This window comes from Streptomyces sp. NPDC059668, from assembly GCF_042734135.1.
In the GTDB taxonomy this organism is placed as follows: Bacteria; Actinomycetota; Actinomycetes; order Streptomycetales; family Streptomycetaceae; genus Streptomyces.
Genome location: NZ_JBHWEL010000022.1, coordinates 69,087 through 89,912 on the forward strand (window position 1 = coordinate 69,087; position 20,826 = coordinate 89,912).

Genomic DNA, 20,826 nt, shown 5'->3' on the forward strand with positions numbered 1-20,826 from the left:
GAGGTGTGTGTGTGTTTGTGTATCCCGCCCCGGCCGCGGCCCGGGGGCCGCGCGGGGGGGGGGGGGGGGGGCCGCCGGGCCGGTGGGGGGGGGCGCCCCCCCCCCCGCGGCTACGCGGTGGACGCCGTCGATCCGTCCGCGGAGGTGATCGCCGCCGCCGAACGGATCGGCGGCGGGCCCCGGTTCCGGCGGACGGACGCCGCCTCGGCCGCGCTGCCGAAGGCGCACTACGACGTCATCACCTGCCTCGCGAGCCTGCACCACATGCCCTTCCGCACGGTGACCGGGTTCCGCGACGCGCTGGCGCCGGGCGGGATGCTGCTGGTGCTGGGCTGCTACGCGGGGCACACCTGGTGGGACCTCGCGGCGGTGCCCGCCAACGCGGTGGCCCGGGCCGGGGTGTCGGCGGGCGAACGGCTGCGCGGGAGCGGGCCCGCGGTGGTCCCGGCGCCGGTGCGCGCGCCGCTGATGTCGCTCGCCGCCGTCCGTGGCGAGGCGAGCCGCCTGCTGCCGGGCGCCCGTGTCCGCCAACTCCTCTACTGGCGCTATCTGCTGACGTACACGGTCACTTGAGCGACGCCCACAGCTCGCCCGCCTGGGGCTCGCGCGCCACCACCCGGTTGGCGTCCGAGGGGGCCGTCACCACCGGCATCATGACCGTCCTGACGTGGTCGGCGGACAGGGACCCGAGGCTCTGGCCGAACTTCGTCAGCTCGCCGAGGGAGTCGAGGCCGGTGTCCGTGGTGAGGCTGCCGGTGACCGCGTCGGCGACCTGGTAGAGCTTGGCCGGATTGGTCAGCAGGGACGTCGAGGAGATCTGTTCCAGCAGTGCCTTGACCAGCTTCTGCTGGAGCCCGATGCGGCCGAGGTCGCTGCCGTCGCCTATGCCGTGCCGGGTACGGGCCAGGGCCAGGGCGTGGGTGCCGTCCAGGAGATGGGTGCCGGCCTTCAGGTGCAGATGACTCTGGTCGTCGTCGATGTCCTCGTCCGTCGTGACCGTGACCCCGCCGAGCGCGTTCACCAGCTTCGCGAAGCCCGAGAAGTCGAGCTCCAGGTAGTGGTCCATGCGGACCCCCGTCAGGGACTCGACGGTCTTCACGGCGCAGACCGGTCCGCCGAGCGAGTACGCGCTGTTGAACATCGTGCCGTACGCCACCGAGGTGGTCCCGCCGGACGGGGTCGGGCAGGACGGGCGGGTCACCAGGGTGTCCCGGGGGATGCTCACCACGGTCGCCGCGGTGCGGCCCTCGTCGATGTGGACGACCATCGCCGTGTCCGAACGGGCACCGCCGCTGTCGCCGCCGCCGAGCTCGGCGTTCGCCTTCCCGCTGCGCGAGTCGGAGCCGAGGACCAGGATGTTGAGGGCGCCGCTCGGCAGCGGGGCGGCGGACGAGGAGGGTGTCGGCACCGCCTTCGCCGGACGGTTGTCGCCGAGCGCCCCGTCGATGTCGACGCTCCTGATGTTGTGGTTCAGGTGCCAGTAGGCCCAGCCCGCCGCGCCGATGCCCAGCACCAGGACCCCGGCCAGGGCGAGGCCCACGGCCTTCAGCACCCGCCGCCGGACCACCGGCTCCGTCCCGTCCCCGCCCTCGTCGTGTTCCGTCACGTCGAGGAACATAAGTGCGAATTATGTCGAGCAATGACGTGGAGGGATCTTTTCTTCGGAAAATCTCACCTTTCTCAGACCGGCGTCAGCACGCGGCCACCACAGGCACCACAGCCGCCGCAGACACCACAGGCACCGGAGACACCACTAGGCACCGCGGAGCACCCCGGGCACCGCAGGCACCACAGGTACCGAGGCCACCGGCGCTGTCCGAAAGTTTCGACAGCGCGATCGACAGGCTTCGGCGGGCGCGGAGGAGGCACGCTCACCGCTCACGCCGGAGGCGCCCCCGTGCTGCTGCGGACCACCAGGCTGGTCGCCAGCTCCATCCGCGTTCCGGCCGCGGGCCTCTCCTGACGCCCCAGTTCGAGCACCAGCTTCGCCGCCGCCTCGGCCATCTCCGTGAGCGGCTGCCGTACGGTCGTCAGCGGCGGCCCCACCCAGCGCGCCACCGGCAGATCGTCGAAGCCGACGACACTCAGGTCCTCGGGGACCCGCAGCCCCAGCTCGCGGGCCGCCTCGTAGAGGCCGAGCGCCTGGAGGTCGTTGCCGGCGAAGACGGCCGTGGGCCGGTCGGGCATGCGCAGGAGTTCGAGTCCCGCCTGATAGCCGCTCTCGTGGTGGAAGGTGCCGGGGCGGATCAGCCCGGGGTCGACGGGCAGCCCCGCCGTCTCCAGCGCCGCCCGGTAGCCGTCGACCCGGGCGCGGCTGCACATCATCCGCGAGGGTCCGGTGATCGCGCCGATCCGGGTGTGACCGAGCTCGATCAGATGACGCGTCGCGGCGAGCCCGCCCTGCCAGTTGGTGGCCCCGATGGACGGCACGTCGTCACCCGGGTCACCGGCCGGATCCATCACCACGAACGGGACGGACCTGCTGGTCAGCAGCGCGCGCCCGGACTCGTCGAGCCCGGACAGCACGAGGATCACCCCGTGCGGGCGGCGCGCCGCGACCTGGTCGGCCCAGGTCCGGCCCGGAGTCAGCCGCCCGGCGCTCTCGGACAGCACCACGCTCAGCCCCTCCTCCCGGGCGACGTTCTCCACACCCCGGATGACCTCCATCGCCCAGGCGCTCTCCAGCTCGTGGAAGACCAGGTCGATGAGGGGCGACCGGCCTCCCTCTCCCCCGCGCCGCCGGTATCCGTGGCCGCGCAGCAGCTCCTCGACCCGGGTGCGGGTCGCGGGGGCGACGTCGGCGCGGCCGTTGAGCACCTTCGAAACAGTCGGAGCCGAGACCCCGGCCTCACGGGCGATCTCGGCGAGCGTCGCGGTCCGCGCTTCCACGGAATTCCCAGGCTTCATGTTCGCGATCGTATCCCTGCGCGACCTCTTGACGAACCCTCAGGATCGCCCTACGTTCCCGGAACATTCGAAGTTCGAATCGAAACATTCGCGTCGGCTCGTCGTGGAGTCCTCGCGCATACCGAGAGGTGCCGTCCCATGGAGTCCTACAGCAGACGTTGGTTCCTCGGCGCGGGCGCGACCGCCCTGGCCTCCGTCGGCGGGCTCACCGCCTGCGGCTCCGGCGGCGGGTCGGGCGGCGGCGGCACGCTCACCGCGTTCGTCTACGGGGACGACGCGGCGAAGATCCAGGTCAAGTCCGTCGCCCGGTTCAACGCGTCGGCCGCCGCGAAGAAGGCCAAGGGCACGGTCAAGCTCCAGAAGGTGCCCGCCACGGACTACCCGGCGAAGCTGCGCACCGCGATGGGCTCGCCCAACGCCCCCGACGTGTTCTTCAACTGGGGCGGCGGCTCGATCAAGGCGTACAAGGACGCCGGACAGCTCGTCGACCTGACCGACGTCATCGCGTCCGACCCGGTGCTGAAGAGCGGCTTCCTGCCGTCGGTGCTCAGCGCGGGCGGGCTGGACGGCAAGAACTACGGCGTGCCCATGCGGGGCATGCAGCCGGTGATCCTCTTCTACAACAAGACCGTCTTCGCGGAGCACAAGCTCCAGCCGCCCACCACCTGGGACCAGTTGCTCGACATCAACGCCAAGCTGAAGAAGGCGCGGATCACCCCGTTCGCGCTGGGCGGCTCGGACATCTGGCCCGAGCTGATGTGGCTGGAGTACCTGGTCGACCGGATCGGCGGCCCCGACGTCTTCGACAAGATCAAGAACGGTGACGCGTCCGGCTGGGGCGACCCGGCCGTCCTCAAGGCCGCCCAGACCGTCAAGGAGCTGATCGACGACGGCGCCTTCGGCAAGGGCTACAGCTCGGTCGGCTACGGCAACGGCGGCGCCCCCGCCGTCTTCGCCAAGGGCAAGGCGGCGATGCACCTGATGGGGTCGTGGGAGTACTCCACGCAGCTCGGCAAGTTCCCGGACTTCGCCAAGAACAACCTGGGATGGTGCGCGTTCCCGAAGATCGAGGGCGGCTCCGGTGACATCCGCAACGTGGTCGGCAACCCCACCAACTACTGGTCGGTGAACGCCCGCACCTCCAACAAGGACGCGGCGATCGCCTTCCTGCGGGACAGCGCCTCCGAGGCCTACACCAAGGAACTCATCGCCAACGGCGACGTGCCGGCCACCTCCAACGCGGCGAGCCTGCTCGACGCCTCCCCCAACCCGGAGTTCGCCAAGTTCCAGTACCAGATGGTCCAGGACGCACCGGCGTTCACGCTGAGCTGGGACCAGGCGGTCGCCCCGAACGTGTCGACCCCGATGCTCACCGAGGTCAACAAGCTGTTCGTGGGCAAGTCCTCCCCGGCGCAGTTCGTGTCCGCGCTCAAGGGGCTGAAGTGAGCACAGCGCACGTCAAGGGCGGCCCGCGCACCGCGGGCCGCCCCCGCTCCGCCGCACGCAACAGGGCCGGGCGCCCGAACGCCGCGCTGGCCCTGCCCGCCATCCTGTTCTTCGCGTTCTTCGCCCTCGCCCCGATGGTCCTGGCCTTCTACCTCTCGTTCACCCAGTGGAACGGCCTGGGCGACCCCCGTCCGGTCGGCCTCGCGAACTGGCGCAAGCTGCTGAACGACGACCGGCTCACCCAGTCGCTGACGGTCACCGTGGCGCTGACCGTGGTGAGCTGGGTGTTCCAGACCGTGATCTCGCTTCTGCTGGGCGTGTGGGCAGCAGGCCGGCAGCGCAACCGCGCGGTCCTCTCGGCGATCTTCTTCACGCCGTTCCTGCTCTCGTCGACGGCGATCTCGCTGCTGTTCTACGCGCTGCTCGACCCGAACTTCGGCATCATCCACGCCGACACCCTCGGCACGACCAGCGGAGCGTTCCTCGCGATCGTCTTCGTCGGCGGCTGGCAGTTCATCCCGTTCCACACGCTCATCTACCAGGGTGGCGCACGGCAGATCCCCGAGGTGCTCTACCAGGCGGCGGCCATCGACGGCGCCGGACGCCTGCGGCAGTTCTTCTCGATCACCCTGCCGCAGCTGCGCAACACCGCCACCACGTCCGGTGTGCTGATGGTCGTCGGTTCGCTCACCTACTTCGAGACCGTCCTCATCCTCACCCAGGGCGGCCCCGGCACCGACACGGCGATCCTGCCGTACCTGATGTACCAGGCGGGCTTCAAGAGCTACGACTTCGGCTACGCGAGCGCGGTCGCCTCGTTCCTGGTGGTCGCCGCGACCGCGTTGTCCCTGCTGATGGTGCGGCTGTCCGGCTTCGGCGCGATGCGCAGCACCCGGGAAGGAATGTGACGACGTGTCGCACGACACCTTGCGGCGCCCGGTGAGGACCGCCCCCGCTCCGGGCCCCGACCGGACCGCACCCCGCCGCAGGCGCTGGTCCCGGCGCTCCAACCCCCTCGCGGGGCTCGGCTCGGTGATCTGGCTGGCCGTCGTGATCGTCCCGGTCTACGCGATGATCTCGTCCTCGCTCACCCACCAGAGCGAGGCGCTGGGCCACAACGCCCTCAAGCCGCCCTCCCACCCGACGCTGGACAACTACGACACCGTCCTGCACAACGGCTTCGGCCACCTGCTGTGGAACACCGCGCTCGTGGCGGCCGCGGTCGTGGTGATCGTCCTCGCCCTGTGCGTCCCGCTCTCCTACGTCGCCGTGCGGACCCGGAGCGTGTGGTCGGGGGCCGCCTTCCGGCTGTTCCTGCTGGGCGTCGCGATCCCGGCGCAGGCCGTCGTGGTCCCCCTCTACCTGATGATCACCAAGCTGAACCTCTACGACAGCCTGCTCGCGATCATCCTGCCGACGGCCGCCTTCGCGATGCCGGTGTCGGTGCTGATCCTCACCGGCACCCTGCGGGACATCTCGGAGGACCTGTACGAGGCGATGGGACTGGACGGCGCCTCCACCACCCGGATGCTGTTCCAGCTGGTCATCCCGCTGGCCAAGGGCGGCATCGGCACCGTGGTCATCTACGCGGCGCTCCAGGCCTGGAACGGGCTCCTCTTCCCGCTGATCTTCACGCAGTCCGACGGCCCCCGGGTCCTGACCCTCGGCCTGTTCACCTACGTGAGCGAGTTCGGCGTGAACATCCCCGCCCTGCTGGCCTCCGTGGTCCTCTCCGGTGTCCCGATCTTCGCCGTGTACCTGGTGGCCCGCCGTGCGCTGGTCGGCGGCCTCATGGGTGTGGGCGGCAAGTGAACGTGTACGACCCGGGGGCAGTCGAACCCCTCTTCCCTGACAGGAGTTTCATGACCACCGCTCCCTGGCGCGACCCTTCACGCACTCCGGCGGCCCGCGTCGACGACCTGCTCTCCCGGATGACCCTGGAGGAGAAGACCGCCCAGCTGTACGGCGTGTGGGTGGGCGCGGCGGCGGACGGCGGCGGAGTCGCCCCGCTCCAGCACGAGATGACCACCGACCAGGACTGGGACGAGCTGATCACCTTCGGGCTCGGCCAGCTGACCCGCTCCTTCGGCACCGCCCCGGTGGACCCGGCGCTGGGCGCGCGCGCTCTGGCCCGCGCCCAGCGGGCGATCGCCGACGCCGGCCGCTTCGGCATCCCCGCGGTCGCCCACGAGGAGTGCCTGGCGGGGTTCACCGCCTGGCGCGCGACGGCCTATCCCGTCCCGCTCGCCTGGGGCGCCACCTTCGACCCGGAACTGGTCGAGGAGCTGGGCGCACGCATCGGCGAGGACCTGCGCTCGGTCGGCGTGCACCAGGGCCTCGCGCCCGTCCTCGACGTGGTCCGCGACCTGCGCTGGGGCCGGGTGGAGGAGACGATCGGCGAGGACCCGTACCTCGTCGGCACCATCGGCACGGCCTATGTGCGAGGCCTGGAATCGGCCGGGATCGTCGCCACGCTGAAGCACTTCGCCGGGTACGCGTCGTCCGCGGGGGCCCGGAACCTGGCGCCGGTGCGAGCGGGCGCGCGGGAGTTCGCGGACGTCACGCTCCCGCCGTTCGAGATGGCGCTGCGCGAGGGCGGCGCCCGTTCGGTGATGGCGGCCTACAACGAGACGGACGGCGTCCCCGCGTCGGCGGACGCCCGGCTGCTGACCGAACTCCTGCGGGAGCGGTGGGGCTTCACCGGAACCGTGGTCGCCGACTACTTCGGTGTCGGATTCCTCCAGACCCTGCACCGGGTGGCGGGAAACCCGGCCGAGGCGGCCCATGCGGCGCTGGAGGCCGGCGTCGACGTCGAACTGCCGACGGTGAACTGCTACGGAAAACCGCTGGTGGACGCCGTACGCGGCGGAAGCACCCCGGAGTCGCTGGTCGACCGGGCGGCCCGCCGCGTACTGCTGCAGAAGTGCGAACTGGGTCTCCTGGACGAGGACTGGGAGCCCGAGCCACAAGGCTCCGTCGACCTGGACTCGACGGCCAACCGGGCCCTGGCCGGCCGGCTGGCGGAGGCGTCGGTGGTCCTGCTGGACAACCCGGCCGGGCTGCTGCCGCTGGCTCCCGAGACCCGGGTCGCGGTGGTCGGCCCCCGTGCCGCGGACCCGCTCGCGATGCTCGGCTGCTACTCCTTCCCGTCCCACGTCCTCACGCACCACCCCGACGTGCCGATGGGCATCGACATCCCCACCGTCCTCGACTCGCTGCGCGCCGAACTCCCGGACACCAAGGTGACGTTCGCGGAGGGCTGCGGCGTCTCGGACCCCGACCCGTCCGGTTTCGCCGAGGCGGTGGCGCGGGCGTCGGAAGCCGACGTGTGCGTGGCCGTGCTCGGCGACCGCGCCGGGCTCTTCGGCCGGGGCACGTCCGGCGAGGGCTGCGACGCCTCCGACCTCCGGCTGCCCGGCGTCCAGGGCGAACTGCTGGACGCGCTGGTCGACACCGGCGTCCCGGTGGTGCTGGTCCTGCTCACCGGCCGCCCCTACGCGCTGGGCCGCTGGGACGGCCGGCTGGGCGCCGTGGTGCAGGCGTTCTTCCCGGGCGAGGAGGGCGGCCCGGCGGTCGCCGGTGTGCTGTCCGGCCGCGTCAACCCCTCGGGGCGCCTCCCGGTGAGCGTGCCGCGGCTGCCCGGCGGCCAGCCGTGGACCTACCTCCAGCCCCCGCTCGGCCTCGCGAACGAGGTCAGCAACCTGGACCCCACCCCGCTCCACGCCTTCGGCCACGGCCACTCGTACACGACGTTCGCCTGGGAGGACTTCCGGGGAACGGACGCGGAGATCGCGACGGACGGCTCGTACGACCTCTCGCTCACCGTCCGCAACACCGGCGACCGCGACGGCACCGAGGTCGTCCAGCTCTACCTGCACGACCCGGTGGCGTCGGTGACGCGTCCGGACGTGCGGCTGATCGGCTACCGGCGGCTGCGCCTGGCACCCGGTGAGGCCCGCCGGGTCACCTTCGGCTTCCACACGGACCTGTCGGCCTTCACCGGCCGCTCGGGCGAGCGGGTGGTCGAACCGGGCACGCTGGAGCTGCGGCTGGGGGCGTCGAGCGCGGAGACCCGGCACACCGCACGGTTGTCGCTGACCGGGCCGCGCCGGGTAGTGGGCCCGGACCGGCGACTGCGCTGCGAGGTGTCGACGGACGGCTGAGGCGCCGCGCAGTCGCGGGCGGGAGCGCCTCCGGAGGTGTCCGGGCGCCGGCCGTCGCCGGCCCGTCGGGGCGGTCGCAGGACCTCACCCGGCCCCGGTCAGTCCTCCGTCACGGACTCGAACCGCCACCGGTGGACGGCACGGGTCACCAACCCGCCGTCCGGCTCGGGCAGTTCGGGCAGGTCCGCGTCGTAGTCGGCGTCCCACCAGGTGATGACGAGGAGCCGGTCCTGCGGCGCGCGCAGGATCTCGCGCCGGACCGGCTCCCCCGCGGTCTCCTGCCGTCGCACCCAGGCGAGCAGTTCGTCGCCCCGCCCGTCGACGGCCCGCGCCTCCCACATCAGCGCGACGGTCACGAGTAGAGGTTCTCCTTGCTCACCTCGTGCACGTGATCGTGCGTGTGCGAGTGGCCCGGCACGTGCGGGTCGGTCACCGGGAGGGAGGAGTCCGCGGACAGGTCCCAGTCGGAGGCGGAGCGCCCGCGCGCGACCATCTCCGCGCCCAGCGCCGCGACCATCGCGCCGTTGTCCGTGCACAGCTTCGGCCGGGGCACCCGCAGCCGGATGCCGGCGGCCTCGCACCGCTCCTGGGCCAGGACGCGCAGCCGGGAGTTCGCGGCCACCCCGCCGCCGATCATCAGGTGGTCGACGCCCTCGTCCTTGCAGGCCCGTACGGCCTTGCGGGTCAGCACGTCCACCACCGCCTCCTGGAAGGACGCGGCCACATCACGCACCGGCACCTCCTCCCCCGCCGCCCGCTTCGCCTCGATCCAGCGGGCCACGGAGGTCTTCAGGCCGGAGAAGGAGAAGTCGTACGCCGGGTCGCGCGGCCCGGTGAGCCCGCGCGGGAAGGAGATGGCCTTCGGGTCGCCCTCCTTGGCGTACCGGTCGATGACCGGACCGCCGGGGAAGCCGAGGTTCAGCACGCGCGCGATCTTGTCGAAGGCCTCGCCGGCCGCGTCGTCGATGGTGGCGCCCATCGGCCGTACGTCGGAGGTGATGTCGGTGGAGAGCAGCAGCGAGGAGTGCCCGCCGGACACCAGCAGCGCCATCGTCGGCTCCGGCAGCGCGCCGTGCTCCAGCTGGTCCACGCAGATGTGCGAGGCGAGGTGGTTGACGCCGTACAGCGGCTTGCCCAGGGCGTACGCGTACGCCTTCGCCGCCGAGACCCCGACGAGCAGCGCACCGGCGAGGCCGGGCCCGGCGGTCACCGCGATCCCGTCGAGGTCACGGGCGCTCACCCCGGCGTCCTTCAGGGCGCGCTCGATGGTCGGCACCATCGCCTCCAGGTGCGCGCGGGAGGCGACCTCCGGCACGACCCCGCCGAAGCGGGCGTGCTCGTCGACGCTGGAGGCGATGGCGTCCGCGAGCAGCGTGGTGCCGCGGACGATGCCGACGCCGGTCTCGTCGCAGGAGGTCTCGATGCCGAGGACGAGCGGTTCGTCAGCCATTGATCTCGGTTCCTTGTACGCCGTTTACTGAGGTGGAAGGGTCGTTGAGGCGCATCACCAGGGCGTCCACGTTCCCTGGCTGGTAGTAGCCGCGCCGGAAGCCGATGGGTTCGAAGCCGAAGCGCTCGTACAGCTTCTGCGCGCGGACGTTGTCGACGCGGCACTCGAGCATGACCTCGGCGCACTCGAACGCGGTGGCGGCGCGCAGCAGCTCGGCCAGCAGCCGGGCGCCGAGGCCGGTGCCCCACTGCTCCCGGCGGACGGCGATCGTCTGCACGTCGCCGAGGTCACCGGCGGCGGCGAGCCCCGCGTACCCGACGAGCCGGTCGCCGTCGAGGGCGACCACGTACCGGCGCGTGGCCTCCGGCCCGCGGGCGTGGGCCAGCTCGGACCAGAACATCCCCCGCGACCAGGCGTCCTCGGGGAAGAGGTCCTTCTCCAGCTCCAGGACGGGATCGATGTCCCACCAGCGCATCTCGCGCAGCACGACGGTCACTTGGGGGTGACCACCTTGTAGTTCTTGGGCACCTCGGCGTCCGGGCGGCGCAGATAGAGCGGCCGGGGCGGCTCCAGCTCCTCGCCCGCGGCCAGCCGCTCCGCCGCCAGCGAGGCGAGCGCGGCCGCCGAGACGTGCTCGGGCGCGCGGGCGTCCGGGAAGGTGTCGGGGTAGAGCAGGGCGCCCGCGCCGACGGCGGGCAGGCCGTCAAGGGCGAGGTCGCCGGGCCGGTCGACGGCGGGCCCGGAGACGCGGGTGCGCGAGTCTGCGTACCGGGCCCAGTACACCTCCTTGCGGCGCGCGTCCGTCGCCACGACGAAGGGGCCGTCGATGTCGGCGGCGTAGGCGAGCGCGTCGAGGGTGCACAGGCCGTGCACCGGGACGCCGAGCGCGAGACCGAAGGTGTCGGCGGTCATGAGGCCGACGCGCAGCCCCGTGTACGGGCCGGGGCCGACGCCGACGACGACGCCGGTGACGGCGTCGAGCCGCAGACCGGCCTCGGCGAGCACGCGGTCGACGGCGGGCAGCAGCAGCTCTCCGTGCCGGCGCGCGTCCACCTGGCTCGACGAGGCGATGGCGGACGTGCCGTCGTGCAGGGCGACGGTCACGGCGGGGGTGGCGGTATCCAGAGCGAGCAAGAGCACGCAAACAGCGTACGGCGCCCGGGGGGTGTCCGGCGGACGGGAGCACGGCCGCCGTGGTCTGCCGGACCCGTGCTGCTACCGTCACCACACAGGACATACTGGACGCGATCAAGGTTCGAGAGGTGGCACAAGGTGGCCAGGAGCAGCTCGGGATTCGTGGCCGGGCTCACCGCGACGGCGGTCGCCGTGGTCGGCTTCCTCGCCTACCAGGCGTCGGCGAACGCGCCGGACCACCTGGCCGGTCCCGTGGGCACGTCCCCCACGGTCTCCGCCTCGAAGGCACCCCGGGACCGGAAGAACCCGGTGGCGCTGCCCGGCGACTCCGGCAGCGGCGAGCGGGTCGTCTACTCGATCGACGACGACCGTGTGTGGCTGGTCGGGGAGAACAACAGGACCCGGCGCACCTTCGCGGTCACGCCCGGCACGATCGACCCGGTCGTGGGCACCTACGCCGTCACCTCACGCAGCAGGATCGTCACCGGATCGGACGGCGCGCGGATCGAGCACGTCGTGCGGTTCAGCGTGGTCGACGGCATCGTGATCGGTTTCAGCGCGGCCACGGACGGTTCGACGTCCGCCCCGGACCCCGCGAAGAGACTCGGCGGCATCCGCGAGTCGCGTGCCGACGGCGACGCGATGTGGACCTTGGCGACGGTCGGCGTCAAGGTCGTCGTCATCCAGTAGGCCCGAATCCGGTGGACCGGACCCTGCCGTCACCGAGCGGCGCGCCCCGTCAGGAGCGCCGGTAAGCGGCGCGCGCGGCCACGTCCAGCGGGCACCCGCGCCCGAGCCCACCCCGGACCGGCGGAGCCCTACGCCGCGTCGCGGGACCGTTCGTCCTCCCGGCCGGCCTCCGACGACGGCGCCCGCGGAGCCCGCGGCGGCCTCGACACCGCCTCCGCTGCGGCGCACGACGCCAGCAGGTCCCGCATCGACACCCCGGTCACCGCGTTCGGCTGCTGCGCCGGCACGTCGCGCACGTCACGTTCTGATGCCGACATGGACGCCTCCTGGGGCCTCGGGGGCAAGCGTGGTTAGGTACACCTAACTACGGCCTGATCTCCATGTGACCACGGCCGGGACGCCGAACGCAACATCTTGCCGACGACTTGTCGGAACCCGGGTGGAAGTTGTCGGAACCCGTACGGAGGGCCGCGGCCCCGCGTCGGAACCCGGAGTCCGGGGCTACGCCGTGAGCACGCCCAGGTCGGCGTCCGCCCAGCGCGCGCCGAGCCCGGTCAGCGTGACGTGCCGTACCTCGTCCGAGGTGTCGCCCAGCGCCCGGTGGATGACGACGTGCAGGCGGTCGTCGGTCAGCTCCTCGACCTTGCCCTCGCCCCACTCCACGACGATCACCGAGTCGGAGAGCGACACGTCGAGGTCGAGGTCCTCCATCTCGTCGAGCCCGCCGCCCAGGCGGTACGCGTCCACGTGCACGAGCGGCGGACCGTCGACGAGGGAGGGGTGCACGCGGGCGATGACGAACGTCGGGGACGTGACGGCGCCCCGGACGCCCAGCCCCTCGCCGAGTCCACGGGTCAGGGTCGTCTTGCCCGCGCCGAGCTCCCCGTTGAGCATCACCAGATCACCCGCGCGCAGCAGCGCGGCCAGCTGAAGGCCCAGCTCCCGCATCTGTTCGGGCGAGTTGACGGTGAGGTGGACGCCGGCCCGCGCGGCGGCGGGCTCAGCCGGGTTGTGCGGTGCTGTTGGTGCTTCCATAGCCACCCACGGTAGCCCCTGCCGGGACGGCGCCCGCGCGCATCAGGAGGTCGGCGAGGCGGTCCATGACCACCTCGGGCCGCTCCAGCATGACCAGGTGTCCGGCGTCCGGTACGAGCACCAGCTCGGCGTCGGGCAGCAGGTCGGCGATCGCCTCGCTGTGCTCGCTCGGCGTCACCATGTCCCCGACCCCGGCCAGCACCAGCACCGGCAGATCGGCGAAGCACGCCAGCGCCTCGGTCTTGTCGTGGTCGGTGAAGGCCGGATAGAACTCCGCGACCACGTCGATCGGCGTGCCCTCGATCATCCGCTCGGCGAACCGCGCGATGGCCGGATCGACGTCCCGGGAGGCGAACGAGTACCGCTTGATGATCCCCGCGAACAGGTCGGCCGTGGCCCGCCGCCCGCGCTCCACCAGGGCGGCCTGCTGACCGAGCGCCTTCAGCACCCCGGGCAGCACCCGCCGTACCGCGTTGACGCCCGCGACGGGCAGCCCGAAGTTGACCTCTCCGAGCCGCCCCGACGACGTACCGACGAGGGCGACGGCGACGACCCGGTCCCTGATCAGCTCGGGGTACTGGTCGGCGAGGGCCATGACGGTCATGCCGCCCATCGAGTGCCCGACCAGCACGACCGACCCCTCGGGTGCGGCGGCGTCGATGACGGCCTTCAGGTCGCGGCCGAGCTGGTCGATGGTGACCGGCGTGCCGTCCTTCGACTGGGCGACCCCGCGCCCGGAGCGGCCGTGACTGCGCTGGTCCCAGTGCACCGTGCGCACCACACCGCGCAGCGCGGCCCGCTGGAAGTGCCACGAGTCCTGGTTGAGGCAGTAGCCGTGGCTGAAGACGACCGTGACGGGGGCCGGGGCCTTGCGGCCGAAGAGCCGGCGTCGGCGCGGGGTGAACGTGACGTCCTGCTCGATGTCGTCGACCTCGTAGTACAGCTCCGTGCCGTCGTCCGCGTACGCCTTGCCCGGCGTGCCGCGCAGGGAGCCGTACGGGCCGGTCGAGTCGAGCGCGAGGCGCGCCCGGTTCCGCATGCCGCGGCCGACCGTGAGCCTCTCTATGGCCACTCCGGCCGCCGCGCCGGCGGCGACCACACCTATGGCGACACCGGCGATACCGGCCTTGCGCCAGTTCCCGGCGGCGGAGGCGACGGCCGCCGCGGCGACATCCGTCACGGCCTCCGCGCTGCTCTCGCTCACGTACCGCTCCTCTTCGCCGGGATCTCGTCCACTGATGCGTCCGTTGGTATCGGTGGTGCTGGTGGTGCTGGTGGTGCTGGTGGTGCTGAAGCTTCCGCCGGTGTCGGCATGTCCTGTTGTCCTGCACGGGGCACTCTGTGCGGTTACCCGTCCTGTTCCCTGTTCACGTGTACGCGCGGCACCCGGGTTCCGATCCGGGTGACGATCTCGTACGCGATCGTGCCCGCCGCCCGCGCCCAGTCCTCGGCGGTCGGCTCACCGCGGTCGCCGGGACCGAAGAGGACCGCCTCCGTGCCGGGCGCCGGCTCGTCCCCGCCGAGGTCGACCACGAACTGGTCCATCGCGACCCGGCCCGCGACCGTCCGCCACTTGCCGCCGACCAGCACCGGGCCGGTACCGGAGGCGTGCCGGGGGATGCCGTCCGCGTAGCCGACGGGGATCAGGCCGAGGGTGGTGGGGCCCGGAGTGACGTAGTGGTGCCCGTAACTGACGCCGTGACCACCCGCCACGTGCTTGACCAGCGCCAGCGACGCGCTCAGCGTCATCACCGGGCGCAGCCCGAAGTCGGCCGGGGTGCCGATCTCGGGACTCGGCGAGATGCCGTAGACCGCGATCCCCGTACGGACCAGGTCGAAGTGGCTCTCGGGCAGGGTCAGCGTGGCCGGCGAGTTGGCGATGTGCCGCACCTCGGGGCGCACGCCCCGCTCCTCGGCGTACCTCACCATCTCGCGGAACAGCGTCAGTTGGGCCCGCACGGAAGGGTGGCCGGGCTCGTCGGCGCAGGCGAAGTGCGACCAGAGGCCGGTGATCCGGATCAGTCCCCCGGCCTCGGCGCGCAGGGCCTCCGCGACCAGTTCGGGCCAGTCGGCGGGCTGGCAGCCGCTGCGTCCGAGCCCGGTGTCGGCCTTGAGCTGGACACGGGCCGGGACACCGGCGGCCTCGGCCGCGGCGACGACCTCCCGCAGCGCCCACATCCCGCTGACCGACACGTCCAGGTCGGCCTCCACGGCCTCCCGCCAGGGACCGCCCGGAGTCCACAGCCAGCACATGACGCGCCCCGGGATGCCCGCCGCCCGCAGGGCGAGTGCCTCCTCGGGGGTGGCGGTGCCGAGCCAGGTGGCGCCGGCGTCGAGCGCCGCGCGGGCGCACGGGACCGCGCCGTGGCCGTACGCGTCGGACTTGACCACGGCCATCAGGGCCGCGGACGGCGCGTGGGCGCGCAGGGTCCGCACGTTGGCCCGCAAAGCGGCCAGGTCGATCTCTGCGCGGGCGCGCAGCGGTGCTGTCTCGTTCATCGCGCCCCCAGTGTCTCAGAGGGGTCCGACGGCCCCCCTGTGCCGGTGCCCTTCGGGCGTCCCGGACGGTCTCGGACGATCTCCGGCTCCGACGGCCTCGGACGGCGCCGGACGGTCAGGTACCGGACCTGCGGCCCCACACCGAGACCCGGTCGCCCTTCCTGAGCACGCTCCACAGCGTGCGGGCGTCGGCGAGGCGCAGATTGACGCAGCCCCACGAGCCGTGCGGGTCGTAGACACTGCCGTAGACGGCGTGGAAGGCCTGGCCGCCGCTGAAGAACTGGCTGTACGGCATGGGGCTGTTGTACAGCGTCGACCAGTGGTTCTTGTGCTTCCAGTAGATCTTGAACTGACCGGTCCTGGTCCGGTACCCGGCCCGTCCGCTGCGCATCGGCACCGGTCCCCACAGCACCTTCTTCCCCTTCTGCACCCAGGTGAGCTGACGGGTCAGGTCGACGCAGGCCACGCGGGAGGAGCGGACGGGGCACTTCCCGGCCGCGTTCGGGTTCCCGCGCGCGGCCAGCAGTTGCATGTGGGCCCAGGTCACGGGGCCGGCGAAACCGGTGTCCGGCTTGATTCCGTGACGGGTCTGGAACGCCCGGATCGCGCGGCAGTCGCTGCCGGACTGCCTCCCGTCCACCTTCAGCCTCAGCCGGCGCTCGACCTGGCGCTGGTAGGGGCCGGTCCGTCGGCTGCACGTCAGCGCCCTGTCGGCGGCGTCGGCCGGCGGGACGTACTCGATCAGGGCGTCGGACCCGGCGGCGGCGTCCCGCGGTTCGACGGCGTCCTCTCGGGCGTCCGGTGTGTACACCTCCGGCGGGAGCATCTGGTCCGGCGTGTCCGCCGGCCCCTGCCACGCCTGCCGCGGGCCGGGCGCCACGCCCGGCACCAGGGTGCCCACCGCGGGCATCAGCGGGGTTCCCGGGACGGGCGTCAGGGGGCCGCCCGTGTCGGCCAGGGCGGTCTGCGCGGGCAGGACGGTCAGCAGCGCCAGCATCACCGCCGCGCTTCGGCAGGTCATTCGTCTGCTCATCATCATGCGATCAGCGATACGCAACGTGGGGGCGGGAGGGGGTGAGCCGCGCGGACGGGGTCCCCCGTAATGGGCAACGGACCAGCCCTTTTCGCCCCCGCCGTCCCATCCCTCGGGGCTCCGCCCCAGACCCCGCCAAGGGGCTGCCGCCGCCTGGACCCCCGCCATCGCCCGAAGGGCTCGTCCTCAAACGCCGGACGGGCTGGAGATGCGGGCCCGCGCTGGGTATGCGGGCCTGAGCCGGATGGCCACAGTCCGGGCGTCAGCCTGTCGGCACAGGCCCGCACCGTCAGCCCGTCCGGCGATTGAGGACAAGGCCCTCAAGGCCGATAAGGGGGTCTGGGGGCGGAGCCCCCGGCAACGGGACGCCGGGGTTCACCCCGAGACGTCGCGCCAAGCGTCCCGTACCGCCTCCGCCACGTCGTGCGCCCCCACCGGCGCCCCCTCCGCCGCGAGCCGCCCCGCCAGCCCGTGGAGATACGCCCCCACGCTCCCCGCGTCCAGTGCCGACAGCCCCGACGCGAGCAACGACCCGGCGAGCCCGGACAGCACGTCCCCGCTCCCCGCCGTGGCCAGCCACGCGGTCCCGGTCGGGTTCACCCGTACGACCCCGCCCCCCGGATCGGCGACCAGCGTCGTCGACCCCTTCAGCAGCACCGTCGCCCCGTACCGCTCCGCCAGCTCCCGCACGGACGCCAGCCGGGCCCCCTCCACCGACTCCCGCGACACCCCGAGCAACGCCGCCGCCTCACCGGCGTGCGGGGTCAGCAGCGTCGGCGCGGTACGCCCGCGCACCGTCGCGCGGTCCGCCAGCCGCAGCCCGTCCGCGTCGACGAGCACCGGCACCTCCGCCTCCAGCACCTCGGCCACCGCCGACGCGTCGTCGCCGGCGCCGGGTCCCACCACCCACGCCTGCACCCGCCCGGCCCGCGCGGGCCCCAGGTCCGACACCAGCGTCTCGGGGAAACGGGAGATCACGGCGTCCGCCGCGGGCCCCACGTAGCGCACCGCCCCGGCGCCGCCGCGCAGCGCCCCGGAGACGGCGAGCACGGCGGCCCCGGGATACCGGGCGGACCCGGCCGCGATCCCCACCACGCCCCGCCGGTACTTGTCGCTCTCCGCCCCCGGCGCGGGCAGCCGCGCCGCCACGTCCACGTGCTGCAGTGCCTCCAGTTCGGGCACATCGGGCAGATCGAGCCCGATGTCGACGAGGCGTACGGAGCCGGCGTACTCGCGCGCCGGATCGATCAGCAGCCCCGGCTTGTGGGTCCCGAAGGTCACCGTCAGATCGGCGCGGACCGCCGGGCCGCGGACCTCTCCGGTGTCCGCCTCGACACCGGACGGCAGGTCCACGGCGACGACCACCGCACGGGAGTCCGCGGCGAACCCCGCCAGCGGCGCCGCGTCGGGCCGCAGACCGCCCTTGCCCCCGATCCCCACGATGCCGTCGACGACGAGGTCGGCCCGCCGGATCAGCTCCTGCGCGGTGCCGAGGAAACCGTCCCCGCCCGCGACCGTGGCCCCGCCGGCCCGTCGCAGCGCGGCCAGTCCCCCGGCATGGGTGCGTTCGGGCGCGAGCAGCAGCGCGGTGACGCCCGCCCCGCGCCGGGCGAGGCGCGCGCCGGCGTACAGGGCGTCCCCGCCGTTGTCCCCGCTGCCGATCAGCAGCACGACCCGGCTGCCGTACACCCGCCCCAGCACGTCGGCGCAGGCGGCGGCGAGTCCGGCGGCCGCCCGCTGCATCAACGCCCCCTCGGGAAGCCGTGCCATCAGCTCCCGTTCGGCGGTCCTCACGGTCTCCACGCTGTACGCAGTACGCATGGGACCGAGTCTCCCGTACGCAGCCGCCGCGTGCCGCCCCGGACGCCCGGCCCGTGCCGCGGCGGCCGGCTCCGCTACCCCTCCGCGATCACCACCGCCGAGGCCACTCCCGCGTCGTGGCTGAGCGACACGTGCCACGACCTGACGCCGAGTTCGGCCGCGCGCGCCGCCACGGTCCCCTGCACCCGCAGCCGCGGCCGGCCGCTGTCCTCGACGTACACCTCTGCGTCCGTCCAGTGCATTCCGGCCGGGGCGCCCAGCGCCTTGGCGACCGCCTCCTTCGCGGCGAACCGCACGGCGAGGGACGCGATGCCCCGCCGCTCCCCGCTCGGCAGGTGCAACTCCTGCTCCACGAAGAGCCGTTGGGCCAGCCCCGGCGTACGCTCCAGCGACGCGCGGAACCGGTCGATCTCGGCCACGTCGATACCGACCCCGATGATGCTCATGCCGAGCACCCTACGGCCGTCCCGCCCACCGTCCCGATATCTCCGGGCGCCTTCCTGCCACGGCCGGGCCGCGACCCGGCGAACGGACCCCGCGCGCGGGCCGGGGCACGGGGCGGGCGGGACCGGCGGCCACCCCGTGCGGGGCGGCCGCCGGCCGCGCTCACTCCACCGTCACCGACTTCGCCAGGTTGCGCGGCTGGTCCACCTCGTTGCCCCGTGCCGTCGCCAGTTCGCAGGCGAACACCTGGAGGGGAACCGTGGCCACCAGCGGCTGGAGCAGGGTCGGGGTCACCGGGATGCGGATCAGGTGGTCGGCGTAGGGCACCACCGCCTCGTCGCCCTCCTCCGCGATCACGATCGTGCGCGCGCCCCTGGCCCGGATCTCCTGGATGTTGGACACGATCTTGTCGTGCAGGACGGAGCGGCCGCGCGGCGAGGGCACGACCACGACGACCGGCAGGTCCTCCTCGATCAGCGCGATCGGCCCGTGCTTCAGCTCGCCCGCCGCGAAGCCCTCGGCGTGCATGTACGCCAGTTCCTTGAGCTTTAGGGCGCCCTCCAGTGCGACCGGGTAGCCGACGTGCCGGCCCAGGAACAGGACGGTCCGCTTGTCCGCGAGCGTGCGGGCCAGTTCCCGTACCGGCTCCATGGTCTCCAGGACCCGCTCGACCTCGCCCGAGATGTGGGAGAGGTCCCGGATCACGGCCTGGATCTCGTCGCCCCACTTGGTGCCGCGCACCTGGCCGAGGTACAGCGCGACCAGGTAGCAGGCCACCAGTTGGGTGAGGAACGCCTTGGTCGAGGCGACCGCGACCTCCGGGCCCGCGTGCGTGTACAGCACCGCGTCCGACTCGCGCGGGATCGTCGAGCCGTTCGTGTTGCAGATCGCCAGCACCTTGGAGCCCTGTTCGCGCGCGTGCCGCAGCGCCATCAGGGTGTCCATGGTCTCGCCGGACTGGGAGATCGCGATGACCAGTGCCCGCGCGCCCAGGATGGGGTCCCGGTAGCGGAACTCGCTGGCCAGCTCCACCTCGCAGGGGATCCGCGTCCAGTGCTCGATGGCGTACTTGGCGATCAGCCCGGCGTGGAAGGCCGTACCGCAGGCCACGATGACGACCTTGTCGACCTCCCGCAGCTCGCGCACCGGGATGCGCACCTCGTCCAGCCTGAGCGAGCCGCCCGCGTCGATGCGGCCGAGGAGCGTGTCGGCGACCGCCTTGGGCTGCTCGGCGATCTCCTTCAGCATGAAGTAGTCGTAGCCGCCCTTCTCGGCCGCCGCCGCGTCCCAGTCCACGTGGTAAGAGCGCACGTCGGCGGGGAGCCCGTCGAAGCCGGTGACCGTCACCCCGTCCCGGCGCAGCTCCACCACCTGGTCCTGGCCCAGCTCGATCGCCGAGCGGGTGTGGTCGATGAAGGCGGTGACGTCCGAGGCGAGGAAGGACTCGCCCTCGCCGACCCCCACCACGAGCGGCGAGTTGCGGCGCGCGCCCACGACCACGTCCGGCATGTCGGCGTGCACGGCGACCAGCGTGAACGCGCCCTCCAAGCGGCGGCACACCAGCCGCATCGCCTCCGCCAGGTCGGCGCAGACCGAGAACTCCTCGGCGAGCAGGTGCGCGACCACCTCGGTGTCGGTCTCGGAAGCCAGCTCGTGGCCGCGCTCGGTCAGTTCGGCGCGGAGTTCGGCGAAGTTCTCGATGATCCCGTTGTGGACGACGGCGACCCGGCCCGCGTTGTCGAGGTGCGGATGCGCGTTCGCATCCGTGGGGCCGCCATGGGTGGCCCAGCGGGTGTGCCCGATGCCGGTCGTCCCGGTCGGCAACGGCCGGTCGACCAGTTCCTTCTCCAGGTTGACCAGTTTCCCGGCCCTCTTCGCCGCGGCCAGTCCGCCGTCCGCCGGTACGGCGACACCCGCCGAGTCGTACCCCCGGTACTCCAGTCGCTTCAGTCCGGCCATCACCACGTCAAGCGCCGACTGCGACCCCACGTATCCCACGATTCCGCACATGCGCGCAGCCTAAGGGCCGACACCCGCCACATCTCGGCATCTCGTGCCCGATATCGGAAATTCCAGCCGCCTTCCCGCACCGGCCCCGGCGATCCCGCCCGCCCCGGGCACCCCCGGACACCCCCGGACACGCTCCGCGGCGGCGTCCCGACGACGCCGCGTGACGGACCCCACGCCCCACCCCGTCCATACTC

General features: G+C 72.8%; 20 protein-coding genes. 6 read left to right on the forward strand and 14 right to left on the reverse strand.

What is annotated here, in order from left to right; translation table 11 throughout:
* Positions 1 to 117: 117 nt before the first annotated feature.
* A complete protein-coding gene (locus ACFV2J_RS18245) occupies positions 118 to 573 on the forward strand; it encodes a class I SAM-dependent methyltransferase (protein ID WP_385439522.1) in 456 nt (151 codons plus the stop codon).
* Here ACFV2J_RS18245 and ACFV2J_RS18250 read toward each other — a convergent pair.
* A complete protein-coding gene (locus ACFV2J_RS18250) occupies positions 566 to 1,618 on the reverse strand; it encodes an LCP family protein (protein WP_385083371.1) in 1,053 nt (350 codons plus the stop codon). The two genes, ACFV2J_RS18245 and ACFV2J_RS18250, sit on opposite strands and share 8 nt — an antisense overlap.
* A 260-nt stretch (positions 1,619 to 1,878) precedes the next feature.
* Positions 1,879 to 2,907 carry a LacI family DNA-binding transcriptional regulator gene (locus ACFV2J_RS18255; protein WP_385083373.1) on the reverse strand — a complete coding sequence of 343 codons (1,029 nt, stop codon included), beginning with the start codon at positions 2,905 to 2,907 and terminating at the stop codon, positions 1,879 to 1,881.
* A 138-nt stretch (positions 2,908 to 3,045) separates the two neighbouring features.
* Here ACFV2J_RS18255 and ACFV2J_RS18260 point away from each other — a divergent pair, with 138 nt between their 5' ends.
* The 4 genes from ACFV2J_RS18260 (at position 3,046) to ACFV2J_RS18275 (ending at position 8,516) form a co-directional block, all read left to right on the forward strand.
* Positions 3,046 to 4,353 carry an ABC transporter substrate-binding protein gene (locus tag ACFV2J_RS18260; protein ID WP_385083374.1) on the forward strand — a complete coding sequence of 436 codons (1,308 nt, stop codon included), beginning with the start codon at positions 3,046 to 3,048 and terminating at the stop codon, positions 4,351 to 4,353.
* Positions 4,354 to 4,445: 92 nt separating this feature from the next.
* Entirely contained in the window at positions 4,446 to 5,261 is an 816-nt protein-coding gene (locus ACFV2J_RS18265) for a carbohydrate ABC transporter permease (RefSeq protein WP_385083389.1), read from the forward strand.
* A 4-nt stretch (positions 5,262 to 5,265) separates the two neighbouring features.
* Entirely contained in the window at positions 5,266 to 6,165 is a 900-nt protein-coding gene (locus tag ACFV2J_RS18270; protein ID WP_385083376.1) for a carbohydrate ABC transporter permease, read from the forward strand.
* A 50-nt stretch (positions 6,166 to 6,215) separates the two neighbouring features.
* Positions 6,216 to 8,516: a glycoside hydrolase family 3 N-terminal domain-containing protein gene (locus ACFV2J_RS18275; protein ID WP_385439525.1), complete on the forward strand. Its 2,301-nt coding sequence runs from the start codon at positions 6,216 to 6,218 to the stop codon at positions 8,514 to 8,516.
* Between the two features lie 98 nt (positions 8,517 to 8,614).
* Here the strand turns inward: ACFV2J_RS18275 and ACFV2J_RS18280 are convergent, their stop codons facing one another.
* The 4 genes from ACFV2J_RS18280 to tsaB are packed head-to-tail and all read right to left on the reverse strand — an operon-like array spanning position 8,615 to position 11,106.
* The gene (locus ACFV2J_RS18280; protein WP_385083379.1) at positions 8,615 to 8,872 is read right to left on the reverse strand and encodes a hypothetical protein; all 258 of its coding nucleotides are present in this window, start codon (positions 8,870 to 8,872) and stop codon (positions 8,615 to 8,617) included.
* The gene (gene tsaD, locus ACFV2J_RS18285; protein WP_385083380.1) at positions 8,869 to 9,966 is read right to left on the reverse strand and encodes a tRNA (adenosine(37)-N6)-threonylcarbamoyltransferase complex transferase subunit TsaD; all 1,098 of its coding nucleotides are present in this window, start codon (positions 9,964 to 9,966) and stop codon (positions 8,869 to 8,871) included. Before tsaD ends, ACFV2J_RS18280 begins: the two co-directional genes overlap by 4 nt.
* Complete coding sequence (rimI, locus tag ACFV2J_RS18290) at positions 9,959 to 10,441, reverse strand: ribosomal protein S18-alanine N-acetyltransferase (protein ID WP_351718137.1); 483 nt, start codon at positions 10,439 to 10,441, stop codon at positions 9,959 to 9,961. The genes tsaD and rimI overlap by 8 nt, the downstream gene beginning before the upstream one ends.
* 17 nt (positions 10,442 to 10,458) lie before the next feature.
* Complete coding sequence (gene tsaB, locus ACFV2J_RS18295; protein ID WP_385083381.1) at positions 10,459 to 11,106, reverse strand: tRNA (adenosine(37)-N6)-threonylcarbamoyltransferase complex dimerization subunit type 1 TsaB; 648 nt, start codon at positions 11,104 to 11,106, stop codon at positions 10,459 to 10,461.
* Positions 11,107 to 11,238: 132 nt separating this feature from the next.
* On the opposite strand from tsaB, the gene ACFV2J_RS18300 reads away from it, so the two are divergent.
* Positions 11,239 to 11,790, forward strand: coding sequence for a hypothetical protein (locus tag ACFV2J_RS18300; RefSeq protein ID WP_385083382.1), 552 nt, complete (start codon positions 11,239 to 11,241; stop codon positions 11,788 to 11,790).
* A 128-nt stretch (positions 11,791 to 11,918) separates the two neighbouring features.
* Here ACFV2J_RS18300 and ACFV2J_RS18305 read toward each other — a convergent pair whose 3' ends face one another.
* From ACFV2J_RS18305 to glmS, 8 genes are all read right to left on the reverse strand, one after another.
* Complete coding sequence (locus ACFV2J_RS18305; protein ID WP_385083383.1) at positions 11,919 to 12,107, reverse strand: hypothetical protein; 189 nt, start codon at positions 12,105 to 12,107, stop codon at positions 11,919 to 11,921.
* A 184-nt stretch (positions 12,108 to 12,291) separates the two neighbouring features.
* The gene (tsaE, locus tag ACFV2J_RS18310; protein ID WP_385083384.1) at positions 12,292 to 12,825 is read right to left on the reverse strand and encodes a tRNA (adenosine(37)-N6)-threonylcarbamoyltransferase complex ATPase subunit type 1 TsaE; all 534 of its coding nucleotides are present in this window, start codon (positions 12,823 to 12,825) and stop codon (positions 12,292 to 12,294) included.
* A complete protein-coding gene (locus ACFV2J_RS18315; RefSeq protein WP_385083385.1) occupies positions 12,791 to 14,029 on the reverse strand; it encodes an alpha/beta fold hydrolase in 1,239 nt (412 codons plus the stop codon). Before ACFV2J_RS18315 ends, tsaE begins: the two co-directional genes overlap by 35 nt.
* A 143-nt stretch (positions 14,030 to 14,172) precedes the next feature.
* Entirely contained in the window at positions 14,173 to 15,324 is a 1,152-nt protein-coding gene (gene alr, locus ACFV2J_RS18320; protein ID WP_385083386.1) for an alanine racemase, read from the reverse strand.
* Between the two features lie 115 nt (positions 15,325 to 15,439).
* Positions 15,440 to 16,345: a L,D-transpeptidase family protein gene (locus tag ACFV2J_RS18325; protein WP_385083387.1), complete on the reverse strand. Its 906-nt coding sequence runs from the start codon at positions 16,343 to 16,345 to the stop codon at positions 15,440 to 15,442.
* Positions 16,346 to 16,732: 387 nt separating this feature from the next.
* On the reverse strand, positions 16,733 to 18,178 hold the full coding sequence (locus tag ACFV2J_RS18330; RefSeq protein ID WP_385439533.1) for an NAD(P)H-hydrate dehydratase: 1,446 nt from the start codon (positions 18,176 to 18,178) through the stop codon (positions 16,733 to 16,735).
* A 74-nt stretch (positions 18,179 to 18,252) separates the two neighbouring features.
* On the reverse strand, positions 18,253 to 18,624 hold the full coding sequence (locus tag ACFV2J_RS18335) for a holo-ACP synthase (RefSeq protein ID WP_385098028.1): 372 nt from the start codon (positions 18,622 to 18,624) through the stop codon (positions 18,253 to 18,255).
* 160 nt (positions 18,625 to 18,784) lie between these two features.
* The gene (glmS, locus tag ACFV2J_RS18340) at positions 18,785 to 20,632 is read right to left on the reverse strand and encodes a glutamine--fructose-6-phosphate transaminase (isomerizing) (protein WP_385085993.1); all 1,848 of its coding nucleotides are present in this window, start codon (positions 20,630 to 20,632) and stop codon (positions 18,785 to 18,787) included.
* Between the last annotated feature and the right edge of the window lie 194 nt (positions 20,633 to 20,826).

What these genes read in the sequence shown, in the direction of transcription:
- ACFV2J_RS18255 (WP_385083373.1), bottom strand. Translation starts at nt 2,907, where the DNA reads ATGAAGCCTGGGAATTCCGTGGAAGCGCGGACCGCGACGCTCGCCGAG.
- ACFV2J_RS18305 (WP_385083383.1), bottom strand. Translation starts at nt 12,107, where the DNA reads ATGTCGGCATCAGAACGTGACGTGCGCGACGTGCCGGCGCAGCAGCCG.
- ACFV2J_RS18275 (WP_385439525.1), top strand. Translation starts at nt 6,216, where the DNA reads ATGACCACCGCTCCCTGGCGCGACCCTTCACGCACTCCGGCGGCCCGC.
- ACFV2J_RS18335 (WP_385098028.1), bottom strand. Translation starts at nt 18,624, where the DNA reads ATGAGCATCATCGGGGTCGGTATCGACGTGGCCGAGATCGACCGGTTC.
- rimI (WP_351718137.1), bottom strand. Translation starts at nt 10,441, where the DNA reads ATGCGCTGGTGGGACATCGATCCCGTCCTGGAGCTGGAGAAGGACCTC.
- tsaE (WP_385083384.1), bottom strand. Translation starts at nt 12,825, where the DNA reads ATGGAAGCACCAACAGCACCGCACAACCCGGCTGAGCCCGCCGCCGCG.
- tsaD (WP_385083380.1), bottom strand. Translation starts at nt 9,966, where the DNA reads ATGGCTGACGAACCGCTCGTCCTCGGCATCGAGACCTCCTGCGACGAG.
- ACFV2J_RS18250 (WP_385083371.1), bottom strand. Translation starts at nt 1,618, where the DNA reads ATGTTCCTCGACGTGACGGAACACGACGAGGGCGGGGACGGGACGGAG.
- glmS (WP_385085993.1), bottom strand. Translation starts at nt 20,632, where the DNA reads ATGTGCGGAATCGTGGGATACGTGGGGTCGCAGTCGGCGCTTGACGTG.
- ACFV2J_RS18260 (WP_385083374.1), top strand. Translation starts at nt 3,046, where the DNA reads ATGGAGTCCTACAGCAGACGTTGGTTCCTCGGCGCGGGCGCGACCGCC.
- alr (WP_385083386.1), bottom strand. Translation starts at nt 15,324, where the DNA reads ATGAACGAGACAGCACCGCTGCGCGCCCGCGCAGAGATCGACCTGGCC.
- ACFV2J_RS18325 (WP_385083387.1), bottom strand. Translation starts at nt 16,345, where the DNA reads ATGACCTGCCGAAGCGCGGCGGTGATGCTGGCGCTGCTGACCGTCCTG.
- ACFV2J_RS18330 (WP_385439533.1), bottom strand. Translation starts at nt 18,178, where the DNA reads ATGCGTACTGCGTACAGCGTGGAGACCGTGAGGACCGCCGAACGGGAG.